General features: G+C 67.8%; 3 protein-coding genes. 1 reads left to right on the top strand and 2 read right to left on the bottom strand.

The window, feature by feature from the left end:
• Positions 1–625: hypothetical protein (locus tag C1J01_RS51730; protein ID WP_220040488.1), on the bottom strand; the 625-nt coding region annotated here is incomplete at its 3' end.
• A gap of 14 nt (positions 626–639) precedes the next feature.
• On the bottom strand, positions 640–1,128 hold the full coding sequence (locus C1J01_RS50830; RefSeq protein ID WP_181449372.1) for a hypothetical protein: 489 nt from the start codon (positions 1,126–1,128) through the stop codon (positions 640–642).
• On the opposite strand from C1J01_RS50830, the gene C1J01_RS47810 reads away from it, so the two are divergent.
• A partial coding sequence (locus C1J01_RS47810; RefSeq protein WP_181449373.1) for a CHAP domain-containing protein occupies positions 1,127–1,769 on the top strand: 643 nt, incomplete at its 3' end. The genes C1J01_RS50830 and C1J01_RS47810 overlap by 2 nt on opposite strands.

The following is a 1,769-nucleotide window of genomic DNA, read 5'->3' on the forward strand; positions in this document are numbered from 1 at the left end:
TCGGCCCGCTGACGTACGGCAGGATGGTGTTGACGAGGATCTGCGCGTCGCCGGCCTGGACCTGGTAGCGGTCCGGATAGGCGGACACCTGGACGGCCTGTGCCACCTCGCCGACCGGCGCGGTCCTCCAGCTGTTGTTCGGGTAGAGCCTGATCATCTTGTCGAGGAAGGCGTTGGTGGCCCAGGTCGGGTTGAGGCGCTGGGACGCGGTCCCCCAGGAGGCGCGCTGCTGGAACAGCCCCAGGCTGTCGTGGTCGACCTCCTCGCTGATGTTCTGGATGCTGCTCTCCACGATGGTCGTGGCAATCGCGATCACGGCAGCTCGCGGGTCCAGCCCTCGGTCGTGCGTGGCCTTGATCACCATTCGTGCGCAGGACACGCGGTAGGCGGACATGTAGCCGCGCATCTTGGCCTTGAGCGTGCTGTTGAGCTGGTTCGCCAAGGCGGTGTCGGTCGAGGTGGTGCCGCTGGGGTCACAGGCGGCGAGCTGGTAGGCGGCGGTGATGTTCGATGCCGCGCCGGGTCCCGGCTGCGGGTCGGCCATCGCGGGCTGCGCCGCGGCCGATAAGACGAGAGCGGTGACGGCGGTCGCGGCCGCGAGGCCGGCCCGGGTGAATCTGAACATGGTGGTAGAGCCCTTCAGGAGAATCCAGCCGCTGTCGGCCAGCACATGGGTTTCAGGTGGTGTTCGAGCTGACGGTGTTTCAGCTGACGGTGGCGGGTTGGGGGGACAGCAGGGGTCTGGGTCCAGCCGCCGGTGTCGACGGTGCCCTGTCCGGCCACGCCGGCGCCGTTGCCTTCGTTGGGGGTTGCTCCGCGGCGAGGCAGCGGGAGACGGGCCGGCGAAGCGCGCGGAATTTCGTCATGAAGCCTTTCCTTTTCTCGTCGGCCCGGCCACTGCCGGTCGCCACGAAGCTGCCAGCCGCTCCTGTAGCTCCACTGCAATCCGCCTCTAAAGGAAAGGCTGAGGAAAGAGGTCGCGGCTCCCTTGATGGGGTTGGGCGCGATGGCGGAAAACGGCTTTAACGTGCGGCCGACGAGCCGGAAATGCGGATTGAAGCTGGGTTGGAGCGGGTTTGACCGGCTTTGCAGTGGCTTTGCAGAAAGGCGGCCGACACTTCCGGCCATGAAGCTTCCCGTGCAGAACGCCGGCGTCTTCTACCGCCGACTGCGCCCGGCTCTGGCCGTGACCGTCCTCGCCATGGGCGCGGTCATGCTCTCCTCGGCGCCCGCCTCGGCGGTCTCCCGTCCGGCCATCGTCTCCGTGGCGCAGGACCAGCTCGGCAACGCCGCGCGCAACCACGAGTCGCCCCTGGGCAGCGGCTGCAACTACTACACCGGCTACTTCCGGACCTGGAAGCCCGACACGGGCTGCCCGTCCGGCGACGGCGTCCAGTGGCGCAACAGCGACTGGTGCGCCGACTTCGCCAAGTACGTCTGGCGGAACGCCGGAGTGCCGTACGCCAACGTGCCCGAGGGCAGCGGCGGCATCCTCACTGGCTGGGCGTCATCGTTCAAGGACTACGGCGTCGCGCACGGCACCTGGAAGACTCGCGCCAGCGGTTATCTGCCGCAGCCCGGCGACGCCGTCGTCTTCGACTGGGACCAGAGCGGCGACATCGACCACGTGGGCATCGTGACCTCGGCGAACTCGAGCACGGTCTACACGATCGAGGGCAACAGCGGCGACCGGATCAAGGCCAACTCCTACTCGCGCTCTAACGCCGACATCGTCGGTTACAGCGCTCCCGTCGGAGCGACCGAGGTCC

The organism is Nonomuraea aridisoli (assembly GCF_003236395.1).
Lineage (GTDB): Bacteria > Actinomycetota > Actinomycetes > Streptosporangiales > Streptosporangiaceae > Nonomuraea > Nonomuraea aridisoli.